Annotated in this window: 17 protein-coding genes; 4 read left to right on the forward strand and 13 right to left on the reverse strand. The window is 40.2% G+C overall.

Annotated features, from left to right (window positions below; all coding sequences use genetic code 11):
• Positions 1 to 130 precede the first annotated feature (130 nt).
• Positions 131 to 4486, forward strand: coding sequence for a two-component regulator propeller domain-containing protein (locus tag R9C00_02450; protein WPO38760.1), 4356 nt, complete (start codon positions 131 to 133; stop codon positions 4484 to 4486).
• 44 nt (positions 4487 to 4530) lie between these two features.
• Here the strand turns inward: R9C00_02450 and R9C00_02455 are convergent, their stop codons facing one another.
• From R9C00_02455 to R9C00_02500, 10 genes are all read right to left on the reverse strand, one after another.
• Positions 4531 to 5643 (reverse strand): ABC transporter permease, encoded by a 1113-nt coding sequence (locus R9C00_02455; protein WPO36301.1) that lies wholly within the window; start codon positions 5641 to 5643, stop codon positions 4531 to 4533.
• A 219-nt stretch (positions 5644 to 5862) separates the two neighbouring features.
• Positions 5863 to 6969 carry an ABC transporter permease gene (locus R9C00_02460; protein ID WPO36302.1) on the reverse strand — a complete coding sequence of 369 codons (1107 nt, stop codon included), beginning with the start codon at positions 6967 to 6969 and terminating at the stop codon, positions 5863 to 5865.
• A gap of 12 nt (positions 6970 to 6981) precedes the next feature.
• On the reverse strand, positions 6982 to 7713 hold the full coding sequence (locus tag R9C00_02465) for an ABC transporter ATP-binding protein (GenBank protein ID WPO36303.1): 732 nt from the start codon (positions 7711 to 7713) through the stop codon (positions 6982 to 6984).
• Positions 7714 to 7715: 2 nt separating this feature from the next.
• Positions 7716 to 8642 carry an ABC transporter ATP-binding protein gene (locus R9C00_02470; GenBank protein WPO36304.1) on the reverse strand — a complete coding sequence of 309 codons (927 nt, stop codon included), beginning with the start codon at positions 8640 to 8642 and terminating at the stop codon, positions 7716 to 7718.
• A 154-nt stretch (positions 8643 to 8796) separates the two neighbouring features.
• The gene (locus R9C00_02475) at positions 8797 to 9690 is read right to left on the reverse strand and encodes an HlyD family efflux transporter periplasmic adaptor subunit (GenBank protein ID WPO36305.1); all 894 of its coding nucleotides are present in this window, start codon (positions 9688 to 9690) and stop codon (positions 8797 to 8799) included.
• 85 nt (positions 9691 to 9775) lie between these two features.
• Positions 9776 to 11035, reverse strand: a complete 1260-nt coding sequence (locus tag R9C00_02480; protein ID WPO36306.1) for a TolC family protein — start codon at positions 11033 to 11035, stop codon at positions 9776 to 9778.
• 32 nt (positions 11036 to 11067) lie between these two features.
• A complete protein-coding gene (locus R9C00_02485) occupies positions 11068 to 11682 on the reverse strand; it encodes a TetR/AcrR family transcriptional regulator (GenBank protein ID WPO36307.1) in 615 nt (204 codons plus the stop codon).
• A gap of 176 nt (positions 11683 to 11858) precedes the next feature.
• On the reverse strand, positions 11859 to 12731 hold the full coding sequence (gene fabD, locus R9C00_02490; GenBank protein WPO36308.1) for an ACP S-malonyltransferase: 873 nt from the start codon (positions 12729 to 12731) through the stop codon (positions 11859 to 11861).
• Positions 12732 to 12873: 142 nt separating this feature from the next.
• Positions 12874 to 14001 carry a hypothetical protein gene (locus R9C00_02495; protein WPO36309.1) on the reverse strand — a complete coding sequence of 376 codons (1128 nt, stop codon included), beginning with the start codon at positions 13999 to 14001 and terminating at the stop codon, positions 12874 to 12876.
• A gap of 52 nt (positions 14002 to 14053) precedes the next feature.
• On the reverse strand, positions 14054 to 14632 hold the full coding sequence (locus R9C00_02500; protein WPO36310.1) for a sigma-70 family RNA polymerase sigma factor: 579 nt from the start codon (positions 14630 to 14632) through the stop codon (positions 14054 to 14056).
• A 276-nt stretch (positions 14633 to 14908) separates the two neighbouring features.
• On the opposite strand from R9C00_02500, the gene R9C00_02505 reads away from it, so the two are divergent.
• Complete coding sequence (locus R9C00_02505) at positions 14909 to 15466, forward strand: hypothetical protein (protein ID WPO36311.1); 558 nt, start codon at positions 14909 to 14911, stop codon at positions 15464 to 15466.
• Between the two features lie 217 nt (positions 15467 to 15683).
• Positions 15684 to 15863: a hypothetical protein gene (locus R9C00_02510; GenBank protein WPO36312.1), complete on the forward strand. Its 180-nt coding sequence runs from the start codon at positions 15684 to 15686 to the stop codon at positions 15861 to 15863.
• Positions 15864 to 16592: 729 nt separating this feature from the next.
• Here R9C00_02510 and R9C00_02515 read toward each other — a convergent pair.
• Positions 16593 to 17264: an arginine-tRNA-protein transferase gene (locus R9C00_02515; protein WPO36313.1), complete on the reverse strand. Its 672-nt coding sequence runs from the start codon at positions 17262 to 17264 to the stop codon at positions 16593 to 16595.
• 536 nt (positions 17265 to 17800) lie between these two features.
• Here R9C00_02515 and R9C00_02520 point away from each other — a divergent pair.
• Positions 17801 to 18094, forward strand: a complete 294-nt coding sequence (locus tag R9C00_02520) for a hypothetical protein (GenBank protein ID WPO36314.1) — start codon at positions 17801 to 17803, stop codon at positions 18092 to 18094.
• 115 nt (positions 18095 to 18209) lie between these two features.
• On the opposite strand, the gene R9C00_02525 is transcribed toward R9C00_02520, so the two are convergent.
• Positions 18210 to 19637 carry a glutamate synthase subunit beta gene (locus R9C00_02525; protein WPO36315.1) on the reverse strand — a complete coding sequence of 476 codons (1428 nt, stop codon included), beginning with the start codon at positions 19635 to 19637 and terminating at the stop codon, positions 18210 to 18212.
• A gap of 79 nt (positions 19638 to 19716) precedes the next feature.
• On the reverse strand, positions 19717 to 24144 hold the full coding sequence (gene gltB / locus R9C00_02530) for a glutamate synthase large subunit (protein WPO36316.1): 4428 nt from the start codon (positions 24142 to 24144) through the stop codon (positions 19717 to 19719).
• Between the last annotated feature and the right edge of the window lie 413 nt (positions 24145 to 24557).

Consider the following 24557-nt stretch of genomic DNA (forward strand, 5'->3'; position numbering starts at 1 on the left):
TGAGTTGCTTAAACTTGGCTTCTTAATAAAGAAAATGGAAAGTCCAATGCATGAGAAGTGTTTGCTAGTCTCATTTTTTAAAAACATAAGACTATTATTAGTTTTATGTGTGAGCGTGTGTCTGGGTATTATGCATGTAAATGCTCAGGGAAGATATCACTTTGAGCAATTGGGAACGGTTGATGGATTGTCCCAAAAAAATGTTCAAAGCATATTTTGCGATACTAGAGGGTTTATGTGGTTTGGCACATGGGGTGGCCTGAACCGCTATGACGGAAGGGAGTTCAAGGTATTTAGGTTTGATCCACAAAAAAAGAAAAGCCTTACCAATAATAGGGTGATCGATATTTGGCAAGATCACCATCAGAAAATATGGGTGAAGACGAACGATGGCTACATTCATTACCTTATAGATGAACTTTACGAGTTCGAGACCTTTCCCTATTATTTAAAGTCCCTTGAAGAGAAAAATAGTACCATTACTTGCTTTAGCGAAACTTCTCAAGATGAAATACTTCTCGGCTCCAGTAATTCAGGGCTGTATTTTTTAGAATATGATTCTGCAACTAGCCGCTATACTGACACACAGTACCTAAACCGTGGTGAAACGGCTCTCAGTAGCAATACGGTTAATTTCATTGTACATGATGTACACAAAGATATTTGGATAGGTACACCTAAAGGTCTCAACCATATTTCCCGCAACGAGCTCCTCAAGCCTGAACCCAGTTTTTCCCACTTTTGGTTAGACTATCATTTCACCGTAGCCCTTTCGCTCAATTCTGTCCTATACTTTGGCACAAGACAAAAAGGTATTATTACTTATGACCTCACTACAGGTGGGTTTGGTAATTCGGATAGCAGCTTTGATGAGTTTAACGGAAAGGAGATTTCACATATAAGTGCTTTAAACCCACAGCTTTTACTTATCGGAACCAAAGATCATGGTTTATATATTTATGATTTGAAGTACAAGAAGTTGGAGAATCATTTTTTAGAAGAGGAGACTATAAAAAAGGTGTATAAAGATTCTTATGCTTCCGTATGGATAAATACAGAAAAATTTGGCATCTATCGCCTAGATTCCTCTTTGGCGCATATCCAGCATTATGAGCTTATGCCCGACGAGCTTCATAGAATAGTGGTGGATGAGCGCCAGTTTCTGTACGAAGACTCGCAAAAACAGATCTGGATTGCCACTCATGGAGGAGGGTTGACTTTATATAACAGGGCGGAAGATGAATTTGAGGTGTACACCCACAACCCTCGAAATAGCAAGACGATTAGCTCTGACAATATTTATTGCCTTACAGAAGATCATTCGGGAATGCTTTGGATAGGTGCGGGCTATCCTGATGGTGGTGTAAACAAGGCGATTACTTCGAGCAAAGCATTTACGAAAGTAGAGCTGGAAGAAAATAGTTTCAATGAACATGAAAATATAGTGCGCTCTCTTATGCAAGATCAGCGCAATAACCTATGGGCAGGTACAAAGTCTGGTGATTTGTACATTTTGGATTCTAGTTATAAAACCCTCGCCAAGTTTGAAAACCTACCACTTGTACAAGGAGTAAAGCCTGGGCAAAATATATATACGATGCTACTTGATAGGCATGGTTATATTTGGATAGGTACTAAAGGAGGAGGTGTGTTTGTGAGCGAGAAAACCTTGGGCGAAATTGATTATAACTACCAAAAATTGCGCTTCATAAATTATGTGCACGAACCTGATAATCCAGCCTCTTTGAGTAGTAATATTATTTATTCCCTTATAGAAGACAAGAAAGGGAATATCTGGATAGGTTCATATGAAGGAGGAGTCAATAGGGTAATAAAAAGAGATAATGAGCAGCTTAGTTGTATAAGGATTCATGCAGGAAATTCTGACCTCACCAGTGATTTGGTGAGGGATATGTATCAAGATCGTGAGGATCGCCTGTGGATAGCGACCTCTTTTGGGTTGAATATGATTGACTTAAGCGGAGAACTAGGGCATAGTTTTAAGGTTCACCCATATATTTATGAACCTGATAGGACAACCAGTTTATCGTACAATGATGTTATCCATATTTTTGAAGATTCGCAAGATGGTTTATGGTTTGGAACGCTGGGTGGAGGGGTTAGTAGGCTAATAAACTCGGATCCTGATTCCTTGGTGTTTGAGCATATTAATAAACAAAAGGGATTGGTAAATAATGTGGTGTATGGTGTGATTGAAGATGTTTCTGGAAAGCTTTGGTTTAGCACGGACAATGGCCTTTCTAGGTATAACCCTTTAGACAGTACTTTTGATAACTATGACAGAAGTAGTGGATTGGATACCGATACTTTTAATGAAAACACATTGCTGCAGACATCGAGTGGTGAGCTGCTTTTTGGTTCTAATGACGGGCTGCTGGTAGTTACTCCAAAAAGTATTTCCAAAGAAAGTTTTGAGCCCCCGCTTGTCTTTACCAATTTCCTTATTTTTAATAAAAATGTAGATATCAGTGATCCTGATTCGCCTATAAAGCAGACGATAGAAACGCTTGACAAAATTGAGCTAGAACATTTCCAATCGAGCTTTAGCATTGAATATGCAGCCTTAAGTTACTTTGCCCCTTCTAAAATAAAATACTCCTTTATACTGGAAAATTTTGATATTGACTGGAACGATGTAGATAACCAGAACAAGGCTACTTACACCAACCTTTCTCCCGGGAAGTATGTGTTTAAGGTGAGGGCGGCAAATTGGAATAGTCGTTGGGGAGATCAGGTCGCGAGCCTTCATATTACTATCCATCCTCCATGGTGGAAAAAGCCGATCATGTATGTCTTGTACGCACTATTTTTACTGGTAGTATTTGGAGTGGTCAAGCGATCGTATTCTAACTACTTAAAACTTCAGAATGACTTGAAAGTAGAAAAGCGTGTAAATGAGATCAAACTACAGTTTTTTACCAATATTTCTCATGAAATAAGGACACCTCTCACCCTGATACTCGGACCTATCCACGATATTTTAGAGTCCATGGATATTTCGAAAAGTGTGGCTGCCAAACTGCATTTGGTTGAAAAAAATGGACAGAGGATGTTGCGTTTGGTCAATCAGTTGTTGGATTTCAGGAAGATCCAGCAAAATAAAATGAACCTTCACATCCATAAGGTTGACCTCACGAAATTCTTAGAGGAAATTGTTGAGAATTTTTCTCTGGTAGCAGAGCACAAAGACTTGGAACTTAAGTATAAACATGAAAGTAAAGAGTGTGAAGCATGGGTAGACCCTCAAAAGTTTGACTCGGTTATTTTTAATATTTTGTCCAATGCCATCAAGTTTAGCCCAAGAGGAGGTAAAGTAGAGGTTAATTTGAAAGTTGATGACCCAAAAGTGGTATCGATTGCTGTTTCGGATAAGGGGAAAGGGATTCCCAAGTCTAAAATGCACCAGTTGTTCCAGCGGTTTACGCCCCTCACGCAAGAGGACGATGAGTTTGGAGGAACGGGCATCGGGCTTGCTTATGCCCAAGAAATAATGAAGATGCACCAAGGCGCAATTTTGGTGAATTCGGAAGTAAGCAAAGGTTCGGTGTTTACGGTAAAACTATTGAAGGGAAATGACCATTTCGATGCCAAAGAACTTGAATTATCGGATGAGGTTAAAACTTCATGGAAACAAAAACACCGAAAAGTCATAGAAGATGAGATAGAGGAAGTAGTGACATCGGAAAAAGAAAAGAGCAAAAAGCTGAATCTTCTGATTGTTGAAGATAATGACCAAATTTTGAGCTATTTGAAAGAAAGTCTCGCAAGTGAGTATAATATTTCTACTTGTCTGAATGGAAAAGAAGGGTTGAACTATGTGGAAAAGCAACTTCCAGATTTGATCATTACTGACTTGATGATGCCTGAAATGGGCGGGCTAGAAATGGTTCAGCACCTGAAAGATTCGATAGATACTTCCCACATTCCCGTGATTATGCTGACGGCAAAATCGACGTTGGAAGATCAGATTATAGGAATTGAATCTGGTGCAGAAGCTTATATTTTGAAGCCGTTCAACATGACATATGTGAAAGCGGTAATTTCCAATTTGCTGAAGCAAAGAGATATTATAAAAGGAAGGTCAGTTTTTGGGAAAGAAAAAAATGAGCTGGACCAAGTAGTTATTTCCTCAAAGGACGAAAAATTTTTGGAAGATATAGAAAAGGTGGTGATGGAAAATTATTCCGACCCCGAGTTCACTATTGACAAATTGGTAGAGCTTAGTTATGTGAGCAGAACTGTTTTTTATCATAAAATAAAATCACTGACAGGGCTAACGCCGATAGAGTTTTTGCGACAAAAACGGATGAGTATTGCCGCAAAATTCTTGTTGGAATCTGATTATAATATTTCAGAAGTTGCTTTTATGATAGGCTACAACGACACCAAAACCTTTAGCAAACGCTTCAAGCAACTTTATAAAGTGACCCCAAGTCAGTACAAAGAGGTTGAGGCTGAAAAGTAGAGATCGCATTTTGTCAGCAATCTTATGTTACAAAAAAAAACGAATTAACTACTCTTCCGATAACTAATCACCGCCCAGCCATTGAAAAAGATGGCAAAGCCACAAAGGGCGGCGAATTGGGGGAGAAGATCATAGAAGCCGCTTCCTTTTAGGTAAACCATTCGTAGTACTTGGATGATGTATTTGAGGGGGCTGAAATGAGAAATAAACTGCGCCCAGTCGGGCATGTTATCCACTGGGGTGTAGAGCCCACTCATAAAAATGAAGGTGAGCACAAAAAAGAACATCATAAACATGGCCTGCTGTACTGTGACGGCATAGTTGGAAATGACCAATCCAAAACCTGAAAACGCGAGGATGAAGATGGTGACAAATAGGTATAAAGTTCCCACAAAGCCTACGGGGATGAGGTTCCATGCAAAATAAGCAACGGCAATACCGATGGTGAGCACCACATAGCCCGCCAACCAATAGGGAATAAGTTTGGAGATGATGAATGTGAGTTTTTTAACTGGAGTCACGTTCATTTGCTCTATAGTTCCATTTTCTTTTTCCCCCACTATATTGAGCGCGGGCAAGAATCCACAAATCATGGCGAGTACCATTACCATAATTGCAGGAACCATAAATACCGAGTAGAGCAAGCTGGGGTTGTACCTATACAAAGGGATGATACTCAAAAAAGAGGACTGGAAACTACCATGTGTTCCCATCAGTTCCATTCGGATATCTGCATTGTAGTCGGAGATGATCCTCGCTAAGTAGGCTGTGCCAAGTCCGCCCTTATTTCCATTGACCGCGTTGGCGGAAATCATGAGCGTACTTGCCGATTCTTTCACCAAGTTTTTCTCAAAGTTGGCGGGGATTTCCAATATCAAATCTGCTTCGTCTGCTTCTATGGAGGCCAAAGCTTCTTCATAGTTGGAAGAAACATCGGTGATATTGAAATAGCCCGAAGCAATCACTTTTTGGACAAGCGTTCTCGTATATGAGCCCTTGTCATGATCTACCAAGCTTAGGTTTATGTTTTTCACCTCAAAATTGGTAACCATGGGGTAGATCAATAAGGCAGTAAGCGGGAACATAATTACCATTCGGGGTACGAATGAGTTCCTGAAAAACTGCTTGAATTCCTTTTCTAATAAAAATCGTAGCATGGCTTTTCTATGAGTTTAAGGGTATGGTCTTTTTTATTCACTCATTTAAAATATCTAATGGAATCTTGTAGTTGCTTGTTACTCGTTGCTAGTTTTATTTGAAATCCTAAGATGTAGTAAATGCTTGGCTAATAGTTCTATGAAGAATGTATATTGAAAAGTGGACGTAAAGAAAACCAGTAACCAGTAATTAGAAACAAGCAACCAGCAACCAGAAGACTACTCAAGCCTGATTTTAAATTTTTTCAAACTAACTGTAATGAGCACCACAGCCATTATAGAAAGGATGATCATTTCCTTTATGATGGACTCAAATCCCAGTCCTTTTATCATCACATTTCTCATGGCCGTAATGTACCACTTGGCGGGAATGATCTGCGCCACATATTGAAGTGCTATTGGCATGTTTTCGATAGGGAACATTAGGCCTGAAAGTAATATTACAGGCATCAGTAATCCCATTACGGAGAAGAGCAAAGCTACCAATTGGGTATCGACCATGGTGGAAATGAGCAAGCCGAGTGCAAGTGCTACAAAAATAAAGAGAAGAGAAACGAATACGATAAGCCAAAGGCTGCCAACAATAGGTACTTCCAATACAAAAACAGAGAGTAACAATACGTTTGTGAGGTTTACAATCGAGATTACAAAGTAGGGAACTACCTTGGAAAGTATGATAAGTACGGGAGGCATGGGCGATACGAGAATAATTTCCATAGTTCCCATTTCTTTTTCTCTGGCTATAGATACGGAAGTCATCATGGCACAGATGAGCATCAAAATCATCCCGATTACCCCCGGAACTATGTTGTAAGCCCCTTTCATGGTGGGGTTGTAGAGTAACTTTACCTCAGGATGAATGCTAAAAGGAATATTTTGCATATTGAGTGCTTCCTGCTGGTATTCCCTGATAATATTGGATGCGTAAGAAGTAAGTGTAGAAGCTGTATTTGGGTCGGTTCCGTCGGCGATGAGCTGTATTTGGGCATCTCCAGTCCGCAGCATATTTTCATTGAATTGCTCGCTGAAGACTACCAGCAGCCCAATTTTCCCCTCTTTAAAAACCGTTTCTATTTGCTCGGGCTTGTCGAGGTAGCCTGTGAGGGTGAAGTATTCATTTTGCTCCATCTTATTGGTGATTCCTTGAGTGGCGTCGTCTCGTGAAGGGTCATATACAGCAAATTTCGTGTTCTTGATTTCGGTGGTAATGCCAAAGCCAAAAAGGATAATCATGGCAACGGGGAGTGCCAAGAGTATCATCATTGTCCAGCGATCGCGGAAGATGTGGTAAAATTCCTTTTGGGTAAAGACTAAAAACTGTTTCATGAAAATGTGTGCTTAAGATCGTTCCGCTTTTCGGGCGAGTTTTTGAAATACCTCGTCCATATTATTAGCCTCAAATTGTTCTTTCAAGTTTTTAGGGCTGTCTAAGGCTTCTATGCGACCATCAACCATGATTGAAACTCGGTTGCAATACTCGGCTTCGTCCATGTAGTGGGTGGTCACGAAGATGGTGATTCCCCTGTCGGCAGCATCGTAGATCAGTTCCCAAAATTGCCTTCTGGCAGCAGGGTCAACTCCTCCTGTGGGCTCGTCGAGAAACACAATTTTGGGTTCGTGGAAAATGGCAGCTGAAAAGGCAAGTTTCTGTTTCCAGCCCAAAGGCAAGGATTTTACCATCGTATTTTTCTCTTGCTCAAAACCCAATTGTTGTAATAGTTTATCCGTTTTTTTTCCAATTTCCTTTCGGCTCATCCCATAGATGCCTCCGTAGAGCCGCAGGTTTTCCCATACTTTCAGGTCTTCGTACAGGGCGAATTTTTGGCTCATATAGCCAATGTTTTTCTTTACATTTTCCGACTGCTTTTCTATATCAAAACCAGATACTTTGCCTTTGCCAGAGGTTGGTTTGCTCAAGCCGCAAAACATACGCATTGCCGTAGTTTTCCCCGCTCCGTTTGCCCCCAAAAAACCAAATATCTCTCCTTGTTCCACTTCAAGGGAGATGTTGTCCACAGCGGTGAATTGCCCAAATATTTTCGATAAATTCTCTGCTACAATTACCTTCATTTTTAATCAGTCAATTCCATAAAACAGTCTTCTATTTCTGCGGTAATTTTCATTACGCTTACATCCGTATGATTCATGTTTATTAGCTCTTTTTCTAATACTTTTTCATTGAAATCATCTCCTTTTTCGGTTAGGCTGTTTTTACTAACCGTGATATGGTGAGTATCCCCAAAGGCAAAGCAACTAAGGACATGTGGATGCTTGCGCAAGTCTTTCAGCAGTTGGGACATATTGTCACTACGCACTGCCCAAAGTGTGTTTTTATATTGTTTGACGATGTTTTGCGGGGTGTCTATTTTGAGGAATTCGCCATGTTGGATGAGTGCAATCCTATCGCAGAGGCTAGCTTCATCCATATAGGGTGTAGATACCAAAATGGTAATTCCCTGCTGCTTAAGCTTGCTGAGCATATCCCAAAATTCCTTTCGGGAAACAGGGTCCACTCCTGTAGTAGGTTCATCCAAAAAGAGTACTACAGGTTTGTGGATAAGTGCACAGCTCAAGGCCAGCTTTTGTTTCATCCCACCAGAAAGAGCACCTGCCCTTCGGGTTTTGAATGGCTCTATTTGCTGATAAATATCTTTGATCAGGTGATAGTTTTCTTTTATGGTCGTATTGAAAATAGAAGCGAAAATTGTTAGGTTTTCTTCTACCGTGAGGTCTTGGTAGAGTGAAAATCGCCCTGGCATGTACCCAACTTTATGGCGTATGCTTTTAAAGTCTTTCACTACATCGTCACCATCAATAGTTGCGGAACCCGAGTCTGCAAGCAGCAACGTGGTAAGGATCCGGAAAAGAGTAGATTTCCCAGCGCCATCTGGTCCGATAATCCCAAAAATCTCACCTTCCTCCACCTCAAAGCTAATGCCCTTCAAGGCTTCCACTTCGCCGTACGTACGCTTTAGGTCTTTTACTATTACTGATTTCATTGGTAGCGGTTAGAAACAGTCTTTTTGATACACGTATGCTTTAATAATTTGAACTAGCTCTTATAAGGTTAGAATTTTATAAGAAGTTAGAGGTTGAGAATGAGTTCTTCATATATTCTATTTTTTCTAATTTCTAGCCTCCAGCTTCTAACCTCTAAAACTTCACTCCACCATACATTCCTATTTTCAGGTAGCCATCGTTAGGAACTGCAACTTTTACTGCATAAACCAAATTGGCGCGTTCGTCTTGAGTCTGGATTGTTTTTGGGGTAAATTCCGATTTGCTCGATATCCATGTTACCTTGCCTTGGTATTCTTTATTTTCTTCCTTGCCAAATTCGGCGAGTACCTTGATTTCTTGACCGATTTTTAAGTTGGTTAGTTGATCGGAGGTGACATATGCTTTTAAAATCATATTATCCATGTCGGCTATTTTGAAAAGAGCTTTCCCCGTAGCGGTCATTTCTCCTTCTTCGGCATATTTTACCAACACGGTTCCATCAATCGGACTTTTGACCTTGCACTTTCCAAGCTGGTCTTCCACTTGGGCAATTTGCACATCAATGGTGTTTACTTGTGCGTCTATCGAGCTGGAGCTTTTGTAAAGGCTACTTTTTTGGGAAACTAGCCTAGCCTTCAAAATCTGGATTTGAGCTTTAATATCATCCAATTGCTTTTGGGTTGCCACATCGCCTGCCAACAGTTTTTCTATCCTTTTTTCTTCATATTCCTGCTTAGTGATTTCTCTTTCCGTTGCTGCAATCTGCGCACTGATATCGGGTCGGCTTGCCTGCACTGTTGCTTGCTGAGCTTTTAGTTGCAGTTTTTGCAAATACAATTGGGTAGTGTCTATTTGCCCTACCAACTTCCCTTTTTTGAGTTCTTCACCTTCATCTACCTGGAGGGAAAGGAGTTTCCCATTGGCTTCTGAAGAGACTATAATTTCCGTAGCTTCGAATACCCCTGTGGCATCGGTCAACTTTTCTTCTTCGGTACAAGAAAGAAGAAGAAAGGAGAGCAAGGTAAAAACTGAAAGAGCGGTTTTCATTTATTTATGCGTTTTTGAATTTCTGTGTAATGTTGAATAAGCTTTGGTTTTAGTCCCAACCTCTAATTTCTAGCCTATCAAATAATCAATTGCCAGATTTGTTTTTGTATTGATAAGCTTTCATAAGATATTGCAGCTCATGCACTACCAAATTTTGCTTCGCAAGGCTTTCGTCATTCACTTTGTCCAGCAGTTGGGACATGGTGCTTACCCCGTTTTCATACTTTACATCGTACGACTTTTTTATACTGCTTTTTAGCTCCAGCAACTCCTTGTCTTGCGCTATCAGTTTCTGATATTTTTCCAGTTCAAGTCTCGTTTGCGTGAGCATTAGGTCAGTGTTAAAAAGAAAGGTCTCTCGTTGGTTTTGTACTTGTTGGAGCTTAATTCCTGTTAGCTTTTTGTTGTTATTGTTCCTGTAAAGGCTGCTCAAACTCCAGTTAACACTCAGCCCGCCCACCAAAATATTATTGAGGGTTGAAGCTCCAAAATCTACCCCTGGCTGTATAAATGTCCCAATTCCCATAATGCCCACTTTGGGGTACATTATTGCTTTATCTATTTTGCTTTGGGCTTCTATGAGAGCTTCGTGGTTCTGGAAAAGCGTAAGCTCAGGACGGTTGATTCCTTGGTTCAAGAAAGAATTATCGAGCACGGGGCGTGCAAGCATGGCATCCGAAGCTATAGGCTCGCCAATCATTGCAGCAAGCATGTTCAAATAAGCACTTCTGTTAAAGTTCAGCTCTTCCATGCGCTGTTCTGTATTGATTACCTCTACTTTCAGTTCATCAATGTCAGACTTGAAGGCCGTTCCATTTTCCACAGCCACTTCCACCCGCTGCATATTGCGTTGGAGTGTTCCTTTCAGTATTTCTAGTTGTGCTATTTGTTCGTCTATTAGGAGTGTCCCAAAAAACAAGTTATTTACCCGTTCTTCAAGACTATAGAGAGATACTTCGAGGTCAGCAGTTTCCATGTTTGAACTTGCTTCTATCACTGCCTTGCTGGCTTTTGTAATTCCTCCGTCCCAAAGAGGTTGGTTGAGCTGCACGAGGGAAATCATATTGAAAGCTGTGTAGGAAGACGGTTCACCGCCGCTTGGGGGAGAAAGGCTTGGCAAGCCATTGATAACCCCTCCAATGAGAGTGATATCGAGTTGGGGTAGGAAATTCTTGTTGGCATTTGATAAAGAAAACTCCTTCGATTGCTCTATGAGTGCAAATTGCTTGATGAGGGGGAAATTCGCCCTTGCTTTTTGTTGGCAACTGTCCAAGGTGATTTGCCCAAAAGCAAGCCCCGAAATGAGGAAATAACCTGTAAAAAGTAATGTTAAAATGATTCTCATTTGTTTGGCTATTATTCTTTAATAAAAGGAAATCAGGGTTTTATGCTTCGGATAATGATTGCGATATTTTCGTTTTTCCTTCGCTGTTGAAGTTCTTTGAATGTTTCGTCTGAAATGCCCGTAATGGTTTTGAATATGGGTTCAGCCAAAAACACAATGATGTTCAGCGAGACGATCGTCATCAGTAAATCGTGGATATTCATTGGGCGCACCGTTCCCTTTTCAATTTCGATATCCAGTTCTTTCTGCATGTGCTGAAAAACTAGTTGGGGCATGTCCCCCAAAGCCGTTTTGATGCTTTCCATCCTCTTTGGGTTGGTATTTATTTCGTGGAAAAGCATCAAGGGGAGCTTGGGATTTTCCGAAACTACATCGAAGTGAGAGGCGATTCTCTTCTTTAGCTTTTCCTCAAAAGGCAGGTCTTCATTGTTTATTTGTAGCAAACTATTGATGAAGTACTTCATCTTTTTTTCGAAAATAGCTTCGAACAAACGGTCTTTGGTTCGGAAATAATAATGTACCAAAGCTTGGTTACATCCCGCTTCCTTGGCAATTTCCGTGGTAGAAGTTGCCTTAAATCCCTTATCCAAAAACAGTTTTGTTGCTGCTTCCAGAATAACCTGCTCCATGTTTTGCTCTGTGTTCATTATTTTATTTAATAAGTCTATTAAATAATGCAATTAACGCTTTAAAACAGATACGAGTCAAGGGTTTCCGTGATTATTTTTTTGGGGTCGGAAAATGGATTGGGGGAAGGGCAGATAAAAGCCCGCTCTTTTCATGAAAAGAGCGGGCTGAGTTTATTCTGACTTAGAAGTTTTGCTTACAAACCAGCAACTTCCATTTTTCGGTCAACTTTTTTCACCAAGCCTTGCAACACTTTGCCTGGTCCGCATTCAGTGAATTTGGTAGCACCATCAGCCATCATGTTCTGAACGGTTTGTGTCCACCTTACAGGTGAGGTAAGTTGGGCAATCAAGTTTGCTTTGATGTCCTCAGCCTTGGTGTAGGGTTTGGCGTCTACGTTTTGGTAGATGGGGCAAATTGGATCTTTGATGTCTGTTTGGGCAATAGCTTCGGCAAGCTCTTGGCGAGCTGGTTCCATCAGCGGAGAGTGGAATGCTCCACCAACTGGAAGTGGAAGGGCACGTTTTGCACCCGCTTCTTTCATTGCTTCGCAAGCTGCTGCTATGGCTTCGTTTGAGCCAGAAATCACCAACTGACCAGGGCAGTTGTAGTTGGCAGGAACTACCACGCCTTCTATTTTTTTACAAATTTCTTCTACCTGCTCATCGGCAAGTCCTAAAATAGCTGCCATAGTAGATGGGTTTGCCTCACAGGCTTTTTGCATAGCTTCGGCACGCTGGCTCACAAGTTTGAGGGCATCTTCAAAACTTAAAGCTTGGCTAGCTACCAACGCAGAAAACTCGCCTAACGAGTGGCCGGCAACCATATCGGGAGTGAAACCTTCCGTGGTAAGAGCCAAAATAACAGAGTGGAGGAAAATTGCAGGTTGGGTAACATTGGTTTGCTTGAGGTCTTCAACTGTTCCTTCAAACATGATATCGGTAATTCGGAAACCCAATATTGAATTGGCTTTTTCAAAGAGATTTTTGCCTTTTTCGGAATTTTCATAAAGGTCTTTGCCCATTCCTACGAATTGGGCGCCCTGTCCAGGGAATACGAATGCGTTCATAACTATATTTATTTCGTTAAGATTTTATGGTAGAAAAAAATCGGTGGATTCCGTCAAAAAATCCCCGCAAATATAGGCAGACCAGTGGTATATCTTGGCAGAGAATGGAAATTATCCGTATTGGGAGACAGGATAGCCTAGTTTATTCTAAAAAGCCTTCTGGCATAATTTGCTGTAACTTGCGAGTGGCGTCTTCGTATTTTTCCTCTTCCATTAGTTCAAGTACTTGCTCAAGTTCCTCTTTGGGAAGAATAGGGGGGATGAAGGTTTTTACGACAGTAAGTCTGTTTTTGGCTGTGTCATAAATTTCTCCTTTTAAGTAAGACAAGCCACTTAATATGAGTGCATCTGTATTTAAAGGGTCTTCTTCAAGTGCAGAATCACAGGCAAGCGCAGCGTCAACGTATTTTCCATCAATGAATAAGTTTTTAGCTTTTTTTAGATCTCTAGACGTTTTTTTACGAACATCTTTGGCTCTTTTCATACTCCTGCCAGTAGCCACCGCTTCTTCTAGTTTTTTTATCTCTCCAGCTTCCAGCCTTTGGACCGAAACAATGGATGAATCAATCATATTTGAAGCTCCTGCAGCTACTTCATCTTCAACTACAACTATTACATCTTCCAATATCTCCTCTTCTTCGTCAACTTCAAAATCGTCTTCCTCCTCAATTTCTTCTACCTCCATCACATTTTTTTCCATTGTAATAGCAGGAGGAGCTGCCTGCGGCACCGCTTGTTTTTTAAGAGCTATCCTTTTTTCTTCTTTAAAAGTTGATTTTGAAGTTTCTGCTTCACCTGCTGCTTCTTGGCTTTCAGCCGAAGAGGCAGTAGGCATTTCAAGCGTAGGTTTTTGATCAGCCATTTCCATCTCATTGGCAGCACTAGGTTCTTCTGCGGCTGGCATTTCTTTTTGCATAGCCAGCTCATTAGAACCTTCGTTGAGTTGCCAAATGAATACCGAAGTAATGGTGAAAAGTAATATGAGAGAAGCGGCAATGGAGAAAGCTGGTTTTCTATACCATACTACTAGTTTGGGCTTCTGCTTAGCTCTATTGGTTATTTTTTGATTGAGTTGATCCGTAATATTTTGTAGGCTTTCATCATTTCCAAACTCATCAAAACCTTCAAAGGCATCAGTAGCCAGCTCACTTTCCAGCAAGAATTTTTCCACCTTGTGGCGGTCTTTCCCTTCCAATTTACCGGCTCTATAGTCGAGCAGTTCTTGGAGAGTCGGCTGTTGGTTGCTACTATTTTTGTCTTCGATTGCCATTTCTTTTACTTAATCACCAAAGTATTATAATTGTTGTTTTTGCGCTTCTTTCCTAACCTATGAACAAGGTTAAAAGAACACTCACTAATTTCGATAGTTGAATTTTCAGGTTTCTACGCCCATTTTGCAAAAAGCTTTTTACCTGTTTCAAACTAAAGCCCGTTTCGTCTACTATTTCTTGGTACGACTTTTCTTGGATATAGAATAACTCTACGCATTGCTTCTGCTCAGGACCAAGCTCATCGAGTGCAAGAGGTAGTTTCTTTAGCCATTTCGCCATATCGTCTTCATCATTAAGATGCGAAAAAGAGTCTGATTCCATATCGGCAACCAATTCTTTTTGGAAAAGATCGTTTTTTTGATCTACAGACTGCCTTTTGCGAAGCTCCATCAGGCAAAAATTTCGGGAGACTTGGAAGAGCCAAGCCTTGAAGTTATGTACCTCAAATTGCTTGAGGTCTTCCAGTAGCTTTTCGAAAATTCTCGTGACAGCATCTTCGCTTTCTTCCCTGTTTTTGAGGTATTTGAAGCAAGCGCCAAACACCAAGTGAGTGTAGCGAACATACAGTTCGCCCACATATTCCGCATTGTGGGTTTGCTTATAATGGGTTATCAATTCTAGGTCGCTCAAGTTCTTCTAAAGGCTTTTATGCAGATGGATTATCAAAACCAGATTGTTCTACTAATAAACCAATTTCTTAATGGAATAATGAAAAAATGATTTACTTTAGAATAGATATGGGCTTGTTGGTGAGGTTCTTGCACCAGCCCAAATATAATGCGAATGTACGTACAACAACTACCATCCGCATTTTTTTTAAACAACACTAACATTGTTTGCCCTATACCACAACGTTGGCCTATGAGTTTTAGGAAGGATAAACAAGAGTTCAATTAAATACTTAACATGATGAAAAATAGTTTATTAGCACTAGCATGCCTAGTATTAGTATCAATCAGCACCGAGTCCTTTTCTCAAGTAGGTAAGCGTTTTCCAGAAGTTTCAGGTTGGACTCTCGCCAACAAAACCATGGGCATTCCTTCGAGCACCCAAGGCAAGGTTACCTTGGTGGGTGTCGCCTATTCTAAAAAATCGGATCAATTGCTCAAAGGATGGTACGATCCTATTTATAAAAACTTCATCAACCCTACGCAAATGGCGTTTTTCGGCGATGATCCATACGATGTGAATATCTACTTTGTAGCCTTGCTTAAAGGGATAACAAAAGCTGCTACTGGTTCGATTGTTCAAAAAATGGAGAACGGTATAGATAAGAAATATCATGAAAATATTTTGATGTACCAAGGGAAAATATCTTCCTACAAATCGGAATTAGGTTTAGGTAAAAAAGATGTTCCCTACTTTTTTGTGTTAGACAAAGCGGGGAAAGTCCTTTACAAAACGTCTGGGGCTTATTCGGCAAAAAAAATGTATGAAATCAAGTCTGCCATTGATCAATTTTAGTCATAAGTAAAGCGGTATATATGATAAGCCCAGAAAATTCTGGGCTTATTTTTTGATCAAAAGTTCCGATTTTTATGTTTTTGCAGCCTGTTTTGTTAAAAGGTTAAAAAAATATAAAAATATTTGTCATGCATATTAATTCGCTTGTCTTTTAATGCAGGGGAAAGACCCTACCAATATAGAAATCACTCTCTAGGTATATAAAAAATAGAATATTATGATCGTATCTAATCACAACAAGCCAAAGGGTATTTATAGGCACATTAGTGAAAACAATGGCAACCGTTCTTATTTTAATAAATTCGAATCAGCTGTTAAGAACTATGAGATCATGGTTCATGAAGAAAGGCTAAGGCGCAACATGGCTTTCAAGTTCAAGTTTGAAAGTTTCAATTAATCTTCCCTAAAGGTTTTTATCCACCTATACTCAAGGTATTAATCGCCCTCAATTCTAAGTAAAGAATTGAGGGCGATTTTTTTATATCCCATTTCTCAGTTTTGATACTTGAAAGGTCTGTTAAATAGAAGATGCCTATAAGTAAAGCGATAATGCTTGCGAAGACTTGGGTAAGGGCAAACAGGAGATGGTAATATTAAGGAGGGTTTGAAGCCATTGCTTTATTGTTCCAGAGGAGCAGGTTATATGCCGAGGATGTGGTAAACAGATCATTTAATAAAAAGGGTCTGTAGCTTGAAACTACAGACCCTTTGTTTGGAGTCAAGTAGCCTTAAAAGAAAAGAACTCGCCCCAATTTTGGAACGAGCTCTCTGATTTAACAATTAAACCAAATAATCCTTAAAATATCCTACTTGAAGATTCAAATGATCTTACTCATCTAAATCATCGATACAAATATATTTTTGTTTTTTGAACCTGCCTAATCTTTTGGATTAACCATCAGATATTATCGATAAACCTGTTGAATGCTAGGATGAAGATTTTTGATTTTTTCAAAAACAACCCAAACACGTTTAAAAGGCTAGTTTTTAGTGTTTTTTTATACTGGAATTGGATGGAGTTCTGTTCTTAGACAAAGTTACTTGCTGCTTCAGATTCCCATAACAAATTAGAGTTTGACCTCTCGTCTGTTGGTTGTTTGGCAAATATGGGACTGTTCTTGGTATTTTACAATTTATTTATGAAAAAATACCAATTGTTTTTCCAGTCGTAATATTGAGTTCCAGCGAAGCGCTTTTTATAGTCGTAAAAAGAAGGGGTGTCGTAGCAGTAGCCGTGGTAATAAAAAGGCTTACCTAGTTCAAGTGCATAGTCTATTTCTACTAGCATAGTGTAAATTCCAAGGCTATAAGTTGAGTAATTCAGATCGTACATTCCATAAATGCTTGAAATACTTCCTTTGCCAATATCGAAAAAGCTTTGGGCTATTAGTTTTTCGCCATCATAAACACGAACCTCTTTTGCCTCACAGGGTTTTGTAGCTGGTTCTTCCGAAAGAAAGTTATAAATACTGTTGGGTACGCTTTCTTTAAACTTTGTTTTGTGTTGCTCAAAAAGCTGGATTGAATCAATATCAATTTGGATAGGGTTTATACTTGTCTGGAAGACTTTGTTCTTCGAACGTATTTTACGGAAGCTCTTAGAGTGGGAATAATGTGGCAAGCTAACCCTGAGAGGAAGGACTTTGCAAAGTTGATCGTCATAAACACTTAGGCTATATCTGAAAAAATAGCTTCCAAAATGCCGCCAGCCCAAGGCGAGTGATTTGTCAAGAGCCGCAGGGCTAATTGTATCCAGTTCCTTCTGATCGTTAATCCAAACTAGGTGGTGTGCTTCCATGGTAACCTTACTTCACTTCTTATTGAATTGAAAGATAATAAGAGCATGTTTAAATTTTACCTGTTTCGCAGCAAACAACCACAGAAACGTCTGTCCGATTCAAGAACCTCATTTCAAAATGAAATTCTTCAATAGTGCTACTACCGAGTGTCGGCGCAGTTGAATTTTTTTTCTTCGTGAGAGCCTCAAAGCGGTCCGCCGCTGCGGTGATCGCTTTCACTTGAAAGCTTAAATTTTAAACATGCTCTAAGCTGAAAATATTTTGATAAACTTTCAAAAAAAATATCTGAAAAATATTTCAAATTCGACAGATAAGTTTTTCTTTGTCCTTCGTTTCATGCGAAAAAACAAACGGTTTTTTTTAAGTTGGAAGCTCCCTTTTTTAAGGTATCGCTGTCCAACTGTTTATTGCGAGCTATCCAGAATTGGAATATTGGATTGTGTGAGAAGGGCTGAGATAGATGCTTTGATAGTGCATTGTTTTATTCTCTTTACTTATTATTTTCTTACTAATTTATTTTAATTCTTTATGAAAGATGGACAGTAAAAAAAGGATCATCGTAGATTACAAAACCTTGCCTCTTGATGTGCTTGAGGCAATTGCAGCCAAATATCCTGATGGGTATTCCGATAATGACATCATTCGGTTTAAAAATGCAAAAGGAGACGCTATTTCCGCCATTCGTTTGGAAACGGATGAAACCATTTATATGATAAAAGTAAGTGTTCAGCTAAGAACTATGATGGAAGAGTACGACTCAGACGACAGTGAAGAAGACGAAGAGGATGAATATGAAGAAGTAGAAGTAGAGGAAGAAATGGAATCATAGGTATTCCGGTTCTCATATTGAAGTTTTTGTTGTATTGAGCTATTTGCCTATGCAAAATGATACAAAAAACCGAGCTGTTGAAGGCTCGGTTTTTCTCTTTATAAAGGAGTTGTTTTTATGCTTTAATAGCCTTTGATTCTGTTTCAAACAGCTTTGCCAAAATGCCCATAGCGGCTTCTCTTCCATCTAGTGCAGCGGTCACAACCAAGTCGGCACCTCTTACTCCATCGCCTCCGGCAAACACACCGTCTTGTGTGGTTTCTTGGTTGTCGCCAATTACTACTGCTCCCCACTCATTTGTTTCTATGCCATTGTCCGCCAAAAATTTCATTTTTTGGTTGTTGAAACCTAATGCCAAGATGATGATGTCAGCATAAAGGATATATTCAGAGCCTTCTATCTCACGGATTTGGGCACGTCCACCTTTTTGCTCTACTAGCTCTGTTTTCACAAATTTCACCCCAATCACGTTTCCTTCTTGATCGGCAACAATATTTTTTGGCGAGGTTTGGAAACTGAACTCGACACCTTCTTCTTTGGCTGATTTTACTTCCTTACGGCTACCAGGCATGTTTGCCTCATCCCTTCTGTACACACACTGAACTTTGCTAGCGCCTTCTCTTATGGAAGTCCTTACGCAGTCCATCGCGGTATCCCCACCACCAATTACTATCACGTGTTTTCCTTTTACTTGGTAGCGGTGGTCGTAGTCAATATCCATCAATTTCTTTTGGATATTGGTAAGGAAAGGAACAGCCATATAAACGTTATTGGCATTGTAGGTATCATCGTCTAGCATACGCCCTTCTGTTGCGCCCATGCCCAAGAATACAGCATCATGCTTTTTGCGAAGGTCTTCTAACTTCACATCCTCTCCAATTTTGGTGTTGAGGTAAAGCTCCATTCCTGCTTTTTTGAGAAGGTCAATCCTACGCTTAACAGACTCTTTTTCCAGTTTGAAACCAGGGATTCCGTATATAAGCAAGCCTCCTGCCTGATCAGCAGCTTCGTACATCACAGGTTTTACTCCTGCTCTTAGCAAGAACGTGGCACAGCTTATACCTGCAGGTCCTGAACCTACTATAGCGACTGTTTTGTCAGATGAGATGCCTGGATATTCGGGCACAAACCCTTTCTCGAAGCCTCTTTCTGAAATTGCTACCTCAATAGAGCCAATGGTGATGGCACCGTGGCTAGACATTGTACCAAATTCATTTTCATTGAGTGTACAAGCTCCTTCGCAAAGGCGATCGTGAGGGCAAATCCTTCCCAAAATCTCGGGAAAAGGAGAAGTCTCATTCGATATATCAAAAGCAAGTTTGAGGTCTTTTTCGGCAACAAACTTTAACCATTGAGGGATGTTGTTACTAAGAGGGCAACCAGTTGAGCTACAGTAAGGGTTGCCACACTGGACACACCTACTGGCTTGGGTCGCACTTTCCTCTTGGGTATACACAACACTGATCTCCCCGAAGTTGGTTATACGTTCGTTTGACGGTTTGATTACAGGGTCAATTCTTTCTAATTTGGTAAATTCGTACATAGCAAAATGCTTAGATTTTTTATTGCCTTTACCCATTAAGGTACGGATAAAGGCAGGTTATTTCTTTAAAATCCCTATATTAATTGCCTTCCATTGGGTTCAAAGGTGCTTTCATGTCCTTAGAAGTAACCATGTAGAAGTAGCGTAACTCTTCCCTAAAGTGTTCCAAAATGTATTTGGCAACTGGACTTTGGGTTCTGAAGTGGTAGCTTCTTAGGATCTTCTTGAGGTAATGACGGCCTTCATCTCCTTCATCGGTATCGATACGCTCAGCCTTGATCAGCTCTTGGTTCATTTTATCAATGAAGTTTTGTTTCTTATCGTAAACAAAGGCAACGCCGCCAGTCATACCAGCACCGAAGTTTGTACCCGTTTCACCTAAGATAACAACGGTACCGCCCGTCATGTATTCACAAGGGTGGTCACCAGTTTCTTCTACTACAGCCAGCGCGCCCGAGTTACGAACGGCAAACCTTTCACCGACTTTACCAGCTACAAAGAGCTTTCCACCTGTAGCACCGTAAAGACATGTGTTACCTGCCAAGCTATAGCGTTTGTCGATATTTTCTGGTGTGATGATGATATGACCGCCGCTCATGCCTTTTCCTACATAGTCATTGGCAGTTCCTTTGAGGTGGATGAGCAGCCCGTTGATCATGAATGCACCCAAAGACTGGCCAGCAGTTCCACTCAAGTTGATCGTCACGCTTTCTTTCGGCAAGCCTTTGTTGCCATAGTAGTCAGCAATAGTTCCGCTTATGCGAGCTGCAAAACTCCGGTTGGTGTTTTTTATTTTATAATGAACAACCGTTGGGAATTGAGGGTCTTTGATGGTAGGCAAAAGTTCTTGTAAGATTTTTTGCTCATACTCATTTGAATCGAAGGGTTCATTCCTTTCTGCAGTTCTTATGTTCTCGCCAGGAAGGTTGTCAAGAACCCTGTCGAAGTTGAATTTTTTGGCAAATTCGTCATTTACAACAGAAAGCAAGTCTGTGCGACCGATGATGTCATCCATTTTAGTATAGCCAAGCTTAGCCAAAATTTCTCTTACTTCTTCAGCCATTGTCTGCAAGTAATTGATGATACCATCAACTGTACCACGGTAGTATGAGCGCAACATTTCGTCTTGCGTAGCAATACCAACACTGCATTTGTTGAGGTGACATACTCTCAATATTTTACATCCAATAGCTGATAGGAGTACTGTTCCGAAGGCAAATGACTCTGCACCAAGCATTGCCGCTTTCACGATGTCAAGCCCGGTTTTAAGACCTCCATCAGTTTGAACTTCAACCATATTACGGAGGTGGTTTGCTTTGAGCGAGTTATGAGCTTCCGCTAAACCAAGTTCCCATGGGTTACCCGCAAACTTGATAGATCCAAGCTGTGCTGCACCTGTTCCGCCTTCTGCACCTGAGATAATGATTTTATCAGCATATGCTTTAGCTACTCCTACCGCAATTGTTCCTACTCCTGCAGTTGAAACCAATTTCACACTCACTCTTGCTTGAGGGTTGATTTGTTTCAAGTCAAAAATCAACTGTGCCAAATCCTCAATAGAATAAATATCGTGGTGAGGAGGGGGTGAGATCAAGGTAACACCTGGGATGGTACATCTTAGCGAGGCAATTAACGGAGAAACTTTAGCTCCAGGAAGTTGACCTCCTTCGCCCGGTTTTGCACCTTGCGCTACTTTAATTTGTACTTCCTTAGCGCTCCTTAAATACTCTGGAGTAACTCCAAATCTACCTGAAGCGATTTGTTTTATCTTACTATTTTTGATAGTACCATACCGTTGTTTGTCTTCGCCACCTTCGCCTGAATTTGAATAGCCGCCAATGGTGTTCATTGCTTCCGCTATGGCCTCGTGGGCTTCTTTGGAGATAGATCCCATACTCATGGCAGCCGAAGTGAACCTCCAAGTAATTTTATCTATAGGTTCTACTTTTGAAATATCAACAGGTTCACGGTCAGATTTGAATTCGAAGAAGTCCCTGATCATTTTAAGACCACGTCCGTTAATCCTATCTCGAATAGCGTTATAATCATCTTGCTTACCTGTTTTGGCAAATTTGTAAACCGAGCGAGCTACGTCAGGAGAAAAATCGTGGTATTCTCCTTTGTCCATGTACTTATAAAAACTACCTACTTCAAGAGGGTATAGTTTTTTGATGAAATGGCGCTCGTAAGCTTTTTTATGGTATTTGTTTATTCTAAATTCAATATCGTCGTAGGTAAGGCCGGGAATGAGCGCTTCCGAACCGTCGAAGCATTCCGCTACAATTTCCTCGCTTAAACCTATGGTGTCGAACAATGCCGAGTTGTGGTAACTCTCGATAGTTGCAATACCCATCTTCGACATGATTTTGAGCAATCCAGAGTTAATTGACTTCTGAACTTTAGAAAGAGCTCTTTTTGCTTCAAAGTTTTTGATCTCTCCTGTTTTATTGAGCCTATCTATTACAGAAGCATAAGTTAGGTAAGGATAGATTGAGATAGCTCCAAAACCAAGCATTACGGCACAAGAGTGTGAGTCATAAACTTCACCTGTGATAGCGATGATGGAAACTTTGCTTCTGAGCCCTTTCTTAAGGAGTAAGTTATTGAGGTAACCTACAGCTAAAGGCATAGGGATTAGATAGTTATCTTTTGATAGAGACCTGTCATCAAGAAATACTACGTGAACCTCGTTATTTTTTACCGCATCTACCACGTTTTCTCCTAGTTTATAAAGAGAAGCTTTTAGGTCTTTTTTGAAATCGGTATAGAAAACTTTGTTTTTGTAAACGGGATCGTAAAGTGGGTTGCCTACGCTACCAAATGCTCTCAGTACGTCCAATTTCTCTTTTGAAAGCAGCGGGTTCATCGTTTTGAGACGGTGAGCATTGTCTGGACCATCTTCCAAAACATTGTTTTTAGGACCGTAATTCACACTAGTTGACATGACCATTTTCTCCCTAATTGGGTCAATAGGAGGGTTGGTGACCTGTGCAAATTTTTGCCTAAAGAATTCTGAGAAACTTCTTTGGTGCTTACTGAAACACGCCAAAGGAGTATCGTCACCCATTGAACCTGTTTCCTCTTTTCCATTGATGGTCATCGGGCCAATCACGTTTTCCACTACTTCGTTGGTGAAGTTATGGTAACGCTGCATATCAACCAGATTATCGTACTTGTAATCCTCAAAGTCTGAGAAGTTCTTATCGGCATGTTCCATTAAGTAAGCACTGTTTTCATTCAGCCACTTGCTATATGGGAAAGAATCTTTGAGGTAATTGTTGATCTCAAAGTTCTTGAGAATTTTTCCGTATTTAAGATCCACGCCAATCATCTGCCCACTTTTCAGTTTGCCTTGCTCATGGATGTTTTCATCTTCTACATCAAGTACACCATATTCACTACTGATTATGATTCGGCTATCGTTAGTGATGATGTATTTAGAAGGTCTCAAGCCGTTTCTGTCCAAAATACAGCCTAAGTATCTACCATCGGTGATGTTGAGAGCTGCTGGTCCATCCCATGCCTCAAAATTGGTAGAAGTATATTCGTAGAATGCCCTTAGTTTAGGATCCATATGCGGGGCGTTTTGCCATGGCGCAGGCACCATGCTCCTCGCTGTTTTGAAGAAATCCATTCCGTTGACTGTCAAGAACTCAAACATGTTATCAACTGAGGCACTATCACTGGAGCCTTCTTCCAAAATAGGAAGCAGGCGATCCATTTCTTCTTCGGTAAATATTTTACTGTCGATTACTTCGCTTAGTACCTTAACATTAAACCTGTTGGCCTTTATTGAGTTGATCTCTCCATTATGTGCCAAACATCTAAATGGTTGTGCCAGTCGCCAGCGAGGCAAAGTATTGGTAGAAAAACGTTGGTGGAAAAGCGCAAAGCTAACTTCGAAATCGTCTTCCTGAAGATCAGTATAAAAATCGATAAGGTAAGTTGGCATCACCAATCCTTTGTAGGAAACAACCTTATCTGAAAATGAAGCTATGTAAAAATCATTGTCGTCTTTTAGCGCATGTTCCGATTCTTTGCGGGCTAGGTAGAGCAAAGAACTGAAGCGCTTAGTAGCCATTAATGAGTTAGGAACTACAAACGCTTGTGTGATTTGTGGAAGAGATTCTTTGGCTTGGTCGCCTAATACCTCTACATTGACAGAGACCTTTCTATAGAAAAGAACTTTTAAGTCATTTTTTGCACATATCTCTGTGAATACTTCACGTTGTTTATCGTCAGTGATGAACAACATTGCTACAGCATAAATATCAGGAAGGTCAAAGCCGTTCATTTCGGCTATTCTCTTCATGAACTTATCGGGCAGGGAGAATAGGATGCCACTACCGTCGCCACTCTTTCCATCGGCGGCAATAGCTCCACGGTGAATCATTCGCTCAAGGGCAACCACTGCGTCGAGGGTCATTTGCCTTGAGGGCATATTGTTGATATTGGCTATGAGGCCACATCCACAGTTGTCTTTAAAAGTATTTTGATAATCCATCATTAGGAAGATAAATTAAAGTGCTTTTCAAAAGAAATACCTCTTTATATAAAGAGAGGAAAAAAACGACTAATATTTGTGTATGCGGATGCTATCTACACTTAATCGGTTTTACAAAAATAAGAGTATTTATTAATTTTTTTTGACTTTTTGATAAAAAGTTAAATTTCTATGAAATAAACCTCGCTAAAATCTGTTCTGGTTGCGATTTTTTCAACAATTATGTTGTAAATATGATATTTTTAAAATTAAAAACAGGCTGAAACGACCCAAAAATCCTGTTTTTGTACAAGAATACTCCTATTTAATATCAGAAATATTCAAAAAAAATAACCAGTAATTAGAATTGGATATTTCTCGGCTATCTCTTTGGAATCTTGTTTTTATTTATGTTATGAGTTGAGGTTATATACCTT

It is taken from the genome of Flammeovirgaceae bacterium SG7u.111 (assembly GCA_034044135.1).
Classification (GTDB): Bacteria; Bacteroidota; Bacteroidia; order Cytophagales; family Flammeovirgaceae.

Excerpts from the sequence above, each read along its gene's own strand:
- R9C00_02450 (WPO38760.1), top strand. The coding sequence starts at position 131 with ATGCATGTAAATGCTCAGGGAAGATATCACTTTGAGCAATTGGGAACG.
- R9C00_02455 (WPO36301.1), bottom strand. The coding sequence starts at position 5,643 with ATGCTACGATTTTTATTAGAAAAGGAATTCAAGCAGTTTTTCAGGAAC.
- R9C00_02460 (WPO36302.1), bottom strand. The coding sequence starts at position 6,969 with ATGAAACAGTTTTTAGTCTTTACCCAAAAGGAATTTTACCACATCTTC.
- R9C00_02465 (WPO36303.1), bottom strand. The coding sequence starts at position 7,713 with ATGAAGGTAATTGTAGCAGAGAATTTATCGAAAATATTTGGGCAATTC.
- R9C00_02470 (WPO36304.1), bottom strand. The coding sequence starts at position 8,642 with ATGAAATCAGTAATAGTAAAAGACCTAAAGCGTACGTACGGCGAAGTG.
- R9C00_02475 (WPO36305.1), bottom strand. The coding sequence starts at position 9,690 with ATGAAAACCGCTCTTTCAGTTTTTACCTTGCTCTCCTTTCTTCTTCTT.
- R9C00_02480 (WPO36306.1), bottom strand. The coding sequence starts at position 11,035 with ATGAGAATCATTTTAACATTACTTTTTACAGGTTATTTCCTCATTTCG.
- R9C00_02485 (WPO36307.1), bottom strand. The coding sequence starts at position 11,682 with ATGAACACAGAGCAAAACATGGAGCAGGTTATTCTGGAAGCAGCAACA.
- fabD (WPO36308.1), bottom strand. The coding sequence starts at position 12,731 with ATGAACGCATTCGTATTCCCTGGACAGGGCGCCCAATTCGTAGGAATG.
- R9C00_02495 (WPO36309.1), bottom strand. The coding sequence starts at position 14,001 with ATGGCAATCGAAGACAAAAATAGTAGCAACCAACAGCCGACTCTCCAA.
- R9C00_02505 (WPO36311.1), top strand. The coding sequence starts at position 14,909 with ATGATGAAAAATAGTTTATTAGCACTAGCATGCCTAGTATTAGTATCA.
- R9C00_02510 (WPO36312.1), top strand. The coding sequence starts at position 15,684 with ATGATCGTATCTAATCACAACAAGCCAAAGGGTATTTATAGGCACATT.
- R9C00_02515 (WPO36313.1), bottom strand. The coding sequence starts at position 17,264 with ATGGAAGCACACCACCTAGTTTGGATTAACGATCAGAAGGAACTGGAT.
- R9C00_02520 (WPO36314.1), top strand. The coding sequence starts at position 17,801 with ATGGACAGTAAAAAAAGGATCATCGTAGATTACAAAACCTTGCCTCTT.
- R9C00_02525 (WPO36315.1), bottom strand. The coding sequence starts at position 19,637 with ATGTACGAATTTACCAAATTAGAAAGAATTGACCCTGTAATCAAACCG.
- gltB (WPO36316.1), bottom strand. The coding sequence starts at position 24,144 with ATGATGGATTATCAAAATACTTTTAAAGACAACTGTGGATGTGGCCTC.